Annotated in this window: 9 protein-coding genes; all 9 read right to left on the bottom strand. The window is 26.8% G+C overall.

Features of this window, described 5'->3' with window-relative positions:
* Positions 1-441 precede the first annotated feature (441 nt).
* Complete coding sequence (locus tag NG904_RS15805) at positions 442-858, bottom strand: S1 domain-containing RNA-binding protein (protein WP_252232622.1); 417 nt, start codon at positions 856-858, stop codon at positions 442-444.
* Between the two features lie 56 nt (positions 859-914).
* The gene (locus NG904_RS15800) at positions 915-1,208 is read right to left on the bottom strand and encodes an FtsB family cell division protein (protein ID WP_252215916.1); all 294 of its coding nucleotides are present in this window, start codon (positions 1,206-1,208) and stop codon (positions 915-917) included.
* Positions 1,209-1,285: 77 nt separating this feature from the next.
* A complete protein-coding gene (gene yabQ / locus NG904_RS15795; RefSeq protein WP_252215918.1) occupies positions 1,286-1,678 on the bottom strand; it encodes a spore cortex biosynthesis protein YabQ in 393 nt (130 codons plus the stop codon).
* A gap of 17 nt (positions 1,679-1,695) precedes the next feature.
* Positions 1,696-1,989 (bottom strand): sporulation protein YabP, encoded by a 294-nt coding sequence (gene yabP, locus NG904_RS15790; RefSeq protein ID WP_252215920.1) that lies wholly within the window; start codon positions 1,987-1,989, stop codon positions 1,696-1,698.
* A gap of 132 nt (positions 1,990-2,121) precedes the next feature.
* Positions 2,122-2,382: an RNA-binding S4 domain-containing protein gene (locus tag NG904_RS15785; RefSeq protein WP_252215921.1), complete on the bottom strand. Its 261-nt coding sequence runs from the start codon at positions 2,380-2,382 to the stop codon at positions 2,122-2,124.
* 50 nt (positions 2,383-2,432) lie between these two features.
* Entirely contained in the window at positions 2,433-2,711 is a 279-nt protein-coding gene (gene hbs, locus NG904_RS15780) for a non-specific DNA-binding protein Hbs (protein ID WP_003374604.1), read from the bottom strand.
* A gap of 202 nt (positions 2,712-2,913) precedes the next feature.
* Positions 2,914-4,380, bottom strand: coding sequence for a bifunctional methyltransferase/pyrophosphohydrolase YabN (gene yabN / locus NG904_RS15775; RefSeq protein ID WP_252232620.1), 1,467 nt, complete (start codon positions 4,378-4,380; stop codon positions 2,914-2,916).
* A gap of 14 nt (positions 4,381-4,394) precedes the next feature.
* Positions 4,395-5,930, bottom strand: coding sequence for a putative polysaccharide biosynthesis protein (locus tag NG904_RS15770; protein WP_252215927.1), 1,536 nt, complete (start codon positions 5,928-5,930; stop codon positions 4,395-4,397).
* Positions 5,931-6,031: 101 nt separating this feature from the next.
* A complete protein-coding gene (gene spoVT / locus NG904_RS15765; protein WP_252224248.1) occupies positions 6,032-6,583 on the bottom strand; it encodes a stage V sporulation protein T in 552 nt (183 codons plus the stop codon).
* Positions 6,584-6,761 lie beyond the last annotated feature (178 nt).

Genomic DNA, 6,761 nt, shown 5'->3' with positions numbered 1-6,761 from the left:
GCCAGTTCCGCCACTTCGGCTTACCAGTTAGGTTATTTCCTAACGACAAAATTTATTATACTGTATAGTTTCTACACTGTCAACATATATTTGATATTTTTTTATCTTTTTTCAAAATTTCATCCTAATAACAGAACAAAATCGCCAAAGAAACTTTAGAGCCGTCGATTTTTTTAGCCATGTCCCATTTCCAAATGTAACGCAAGAATAATGGTGCGGCAATGATTATTTTTTATTCTTTAAATGTACTTATCATATCTTTAAAATACAGCATTCTATAAGTTGTCCTCAGATTGTTTAACAATATAAATTCCCAAAGAACAAAAAATGCCTTATAAATAGGCATTAAAACCTGTTTATAAGGACTTTATATAACATAATAAACTTAGATATAATAATTAATTTTGCATTAAATTATTATATATCTTTTAATTTACTTAATTATTTGGCTGGGCATTTCTTACCACCCTTACCTTTAAATTCTTGATGTTTTTTAACATCTTGCATTCTTTCTTCACTATCTTTTAAAAATCTAGACATTATGTCTTCAAAATTTCCTGAACCATTTTTCTTCTTTTCAGTATTTGAGTTCCAATCAATTTCAACTGGTTTTACTGATTTTTTTTGAATATTTGCTTGTTTTATTGAAAGACTAATCTTTCCATTGTCATCTATTGAGATAACTTTAACTTTAACTTTATCTTGTTCCTTAAGATGTTCTCTAATGTCTTTTACATAAGAATCCGCAACTTCTGAAATATGAACTAATCCAGTTTTGCCTTCAACTTCAATAAAAGCACCAAAATTTGTAATGTTTACTACTATACCTTCTAATATGTTTCCTGCCTCTAAGGTCATGTTTAAAAGTTTCCTCCTTAAAAATATAAAAATATATATTATAATATTATTAAAAACTATTTTTCAGAATTTGATGTTTGTTCAGAGCTGTTAACTACTTTTTCGCCTGGTTTTATCATTCCAAGTCTTTCTCTAGCTAGTTTTTCAAGATATTCACCTGAACCAGAGTCAATCTTTTCTACTTCATCTGAAAGCCTATTATTTCTTTTAGTTATTTCATCAAGTTGAAGTTGTTTTTCATTAAGTTGTTTTTCTATTCTATCAATTGCCAATCGTTGTCTAACATAACTAAAAACAAATATACTAAGTAATACCATTATTATTATGTTTCTAAATGTTAACTTTTTCATTTGCAGAACCTCTATTTCAAATTCTCTTATTTATATTGTAAACACTCTAAAGGTATTATTCAAGTAATTTTTTTGTGCTATTTACTTTTATCAATTACTTTGTAAAATACTATTTTTATTGGATATATAAGGTTCTTAAAAATTATTCTAAAAAAAGTATTTACTTTTTTTATTACTAATTGTTCTAATGAATAAAAATAACTACTTATAGCTTTCAAGTATATTAAAAGTGATATAATGATGAATATATAAACATATGGAGTTAAAAATGCATAATTAGTATACAATAAAAAAGTAAATATAATTAGAGCAGTAAGTACCCAAAAAAGAATGTCTTCGACAACTGTAATTATTTTTATTGAGTTTAACCCTCTTATGCCTCTATATATATCAAATAAAAAACCTGTTATAAGTCCTGCTATAACACTATACATAAGAAGATTAAACTGCATTGTCAAAGTTAACGGCATTTAGTATAACTCTCCAATTATTTAAACAACCTAGAAATTATACTTTCTTTGCTCTTCTTTACTTCTTTTCCATTGTAAACCATAGAATCAATGCTACCATTTATTATCACATCACCATTTTTAACATCTAGCTTATTCATCTTTAAATCTGAACCTTTAATACTTAGATTTCCCAAAACAGTTGTTAAATCTATTTTTTGACTATCAAAGCTTATAACCTCTATAACACCACTTAATATTAACTTCTGTCTATTTTCTAAAGATAAATTAGAATTTCTATCATTGAGCTTATTTTCATCTTTATTCTCCATAATAAATTCCCCCATATACTTTGTCTTATACAATATATGAAGATATATTTTAATTTATTCATTAGTAACCTTTTTATTTACCTTATAAGATTATAGATTTAAAGAGTAGCCTTTGATAAACACTTATCTAAGCTACTCTTTATCTTCTTGTCCTTCAATAATAACATACATTTCTTTTGCATCTTCTTTTCTTACATGTTCTTTAATATTAACTATTTTAGCTTTTAATATTCTATTTGCAAAAGTTATTTCTATTATGTCATCTTCTTTTATATCTGTAGATGGCTTTGCAACTTTTCCATTTATTGATACTCTTCCACTTTCACAAGCTTCTTTAGCTACAGTTCTTCTTTTTATTATTCTTGAAACCTTTAGATATTTATCTAATCTCATAATTGCTCCCTTGTTAAAAGAACCCGAGAAAACTCGGGTTCATATTTTTTCTATTTATTATTAACCTTATCTTTGAATTCTTTTCCTGGCTTAAATACTGGTACTGTTGTTGCTGGTATATTGATCACTTCTTTAGTTCTAGGATTTCTTCCTTCTCTAGCTGCTCTTTCTCTTGTTTCAAAAGTACCGAAGCCAACTAGTTGCACTTTTTCACCAGATTCTAATGCTTCTTCTACACTTTCAATAAAAGATTTTAAAGCTAATTCCGCATCTTTTTTAGTTAATTTACTTTTTTCAGCCATACTAGTTATTAATTCTGCTTTATTCACAATTACATCCTCCTCAAAATAAAGTTATAACATTTAATTGTCTAACTATTTCATATATGTACTAAATTACACCTCTTTATTATATAGCCAATGTGCCTAAACGTCTATATAAAAATAACTTATTAACACAGATACTGTTACTATAATAAATATTGTAATATAGTTCTTTTAATAATTATTCTTCAAAAACTAAATAAATCCTTTATTTTATTATACTTTTATTTAGTTTTTTTGCTTCTTCCCATAATATATCCATATCTTCTAAAGACATTTCATTTAGATTTAAATTTTTTTCCAATGCCTTGTTTTCAATATATGAGAATCTTGAAATGAATTTATTAATTGTTGAGTTTAATGCTTCTTCTCCATCTACCCCTAAAAATCTAGCTACATTTACACACGAAAATAATAAATCACCAATTTCATTTTCTATATTTTCCTCATTCTCACTAATATATGCATCTTTTACTTCTTTTAATTCTTCTTTTACTTTTTCAAACGCAAAACTAACATCATCCCAATCAAATCCCACTCTTTTAGCCTTTTTTTGAACCTTATAAGCTCTCAAAAGAGATGGAAGTGATTTTGCTATTCCATTCATTTCTTCTGTTAATGTTTCGTATCCTTTTTCTGATTTCTTAAGTTCATCCCATTTTTCAAGTACATTTTTAGATGAATTAACATTCTTTAAGTTCTTAAATACATGAGGATGTCTATAAATCATTTTATCACAAATAGCCTTAACGACATCATTTATATTAAAATAACCATCTTCTTGGCCTATTGATGAATGAAACACTACTTGAAATAAAACATCACCTAATTCTTCAATTAAAGAATCATCATCTTCATTATTTATTGCATCTACTACTTCATAGCTCTCTTCTATCAATGAATTTTTTATTGATTCATGAGTTTGTTCTTTATCCCAAGGACAACCATTTTCGCCTCTAAGAACTTCTACAGTCTCTAATAAATCATAAAAATCTTTTTTGTTATTTAAATCTTTTGGTATATATACTGAAGTTAAGTAATCTATATCTTCTTGCATATCTAATTCATACAGTGGAATTTTTCTAATACTTTCTTCTCCAATTATCCCTGCTGCTCTTACATATACTATTTCAGTTTCATCATCATATTGTTGCAATAATCTTAGCTTTACTTCAGAAGCTATAAGTGGATTATATACTTGAGTAATTATAGTTCCAATTCTTTTATCTAATATTTGATTGTTTATATCAAAGGCATCTATTACTTTTAAACCTTCTATTGGATCTATTGCTAAACTTTCCATCATAGCATCAATAAAACTAACAGCTGGAATGACTTTATAATCTATATTTTCTTTTTTACATAGCTCCATTAAATTAAACACTGACTTTTCAGCTACTAGTGGATGTCCTGGTACAGCATATACTAATTCACCAGATTGCTTATATTTATTTATAATATCATTTGCTATATTGAAATAAACTTCATCAAAACTTTCTTCAGTATCATAGATATAGTCATAAGTTTTAAATTCAATATTATTTTCTGTTAAATAATCTACTGTTGGATGTTTTTCTGTTCTTAAAAAAATATTTTTACAATTTTTTAATTCTTCTATACATCCTATTGTTAGAGCTTCTTTAGCTCCTGGTCCTAATCCTACTATCTTAATCATTGGGAATCTCCTTTTTAGTTTCTTCTAAATCTACTTTTTATTTCTTCTATTTTAAATACTTTAAGTAACATTATTAATATTATATACACTATAATACCTAAAAATATAGATATTAAGCAAGATATACCATTACTTGTTGTACTTTTATAAATAAAATTATAACTTATTAATACTAATATCATCATTAAAGTTGATGCATATGCTGGCTTTATTAATATTTCATATACATTAAGTTTAATTTTTAACTTCCACCTCATTGCTATTAAATTTAATATAGAAGATACTAAGTAAGCAGTTACACTAGCAATAACTGCACCATAAATATTAAATGCTTTTATAGGCACTAAAATCCATGTTAAAATTCCCTTTATAAAGCAACCTATAAATAAATTAATTACTGGTAATACATAATTGTCTGTTCCTTGTAAAATAGATGTTGTAGTTTGAGTTAAAATTATAAAAGGAATTGATAAAGATAGATATTTTAATATTTCTGCTCCTGCAAATCTTCCTGGGAATATAAACCTCATAATAGGTTCAGCTAAAAAAAATATTCCAAACATACAAGGTATAGCTATTACAGCAGACATTTTTATAGACATATTTATTTTTCTTTTTACTTCAACATGATTCTTAAGAATAAAATTTTCTGCAATAATAGGTATTAAAGATGTGCATAATGCCATTGATAAAGTTAATGGCACATTAACTATTACAGATGCTTTTCCTGTCAATTGAGCATATAAAACAGTGCTTTGCATATTAGTTAATCCTGCCTCTAATAACTTTTGTGGCACTACAATTGAATCTATAAGTCCCATTATACTTCCAACAGTTGCACCTAATGATATTGGAATTGCTATTCTTAATATATCGCTTAAAACATCTGGATTGGTTTTTATTTTTTTTATTCCATATTCTTTTTTAACTTTTTTGTATTTACTAAATAGATATATTCCAGCCATTATAGCACCTGCTGTTGCTCCAAAAGCAGCTCCACCAGCTGAATACTCTATTCCTCTAGGCAATAATATTACTGCTAAGCCTACGCCAAATATAATTCTTCCAATTTGCTCTATAAGTTGTGATGTAGCTGATGGTGACATATTCTGAAACCCCTGAAAGAAACCCCTAAAAACAGTTATAAATGAAATTATAACAGGTGCAAAAGAGATTCCAATAAGAGAGTAATATGCCTTAGGATCCCATTTTAAAAAACTAATAATAGGTTTTGCAAAGAAAAATAGTGCAAAAGTTGTGCCTGTCCCTAAAATAGCCATTAATATTGCTGATTCTTTCATAACCTCAAAAATTCCATTTATATCATCTATTGCATTATTTTCAGAAATCATTTTTGATATTGCTATAGGAACTCCTGATGCCATTGCTACAAAAAACATATATAAAGGATATGACATTTGATAATAGCCTATTCCTTCATCTCCAATTAACATTATTAAAGGCCATCTAAAGAATAATCCTAAGAATCTTGTTAGGATTCCTGCCATTCCAAGAATTAAACTTCCTTTTATTAAGGATTGTTTTTTCATAAAATACCTCCAAACTTCAAGTTATACTAATAATTTTTATTGTAAATTTGAAGGTATTATGACTTTTATTTTTATCAAATAGAAAATTATTTATGTAATCTCTATTGTTCCATTTGTTTTCCTAAAAATGTTGCAGCTGTTTCTGCCAATTTTAATTCTACTTCTCCTAATGTTTCTCCATCTTCCTTAGATAAAATAATTACTGTACCTATTGCATCTCCTTCTGCTAATATTGGAGAAATAACTTGATTTACATATTTGCTTTCATCATCATCATTATGTAATGGAATAACAACATTTTGACTTTTATCTAACAATACTGTTTTTCTTCCATCCATAATGTCTTCTAATTCTGAGCTTATTTTTCTTTCTATGTAATCTTTCTTAGGTGCTCCACTAGCTGAAATAAATGCATCTTTATCTGCTATTAACACTATATGACCTATAGCTTGTTGTAAGCTTTCAGCATATTCTCTTGAGAAGTCAGTTAATTCTCCTATTGGAGAATATTTCTTTAATATTACTCCGCCTTCTCTATCTGTGAATATTTCAAGTGGATCCCCTTCTCTTATTCTTAAAGTTCTTCTTATTTCCTTTGGAATTACTACTCTTCCTAAATCATCAATTCTTCTAACAATGCCTGTTGCCTTCATTGGTTATTTAACCTCCTTTAAAACTTCAATAATTCTAATTGCAATATTATTATTTGACTTCTTAGAAATTTTATACACTTATAGTCAATTTTTATATAAGATATTATTTTTAGTATTAATAAGGAACAATGTGGTTATAAAGTACTTTATTGATTGGTTCAATTACTCCGCTCACTTT

The organism is Clostridium sp. ZBS15, from assembly GCF_023845705.1.
Lineage (GTDB): Bacteria > Bacillota > Clostridia > Clostridiales > Clostridiaceae > Clostridium > Clostridium aquiflavi.
The sequence above is the reverse complement of the archived record's forward strand: the minus strand, read 5'-3'. Positions and strand labels throughout refer to the sequence as shown.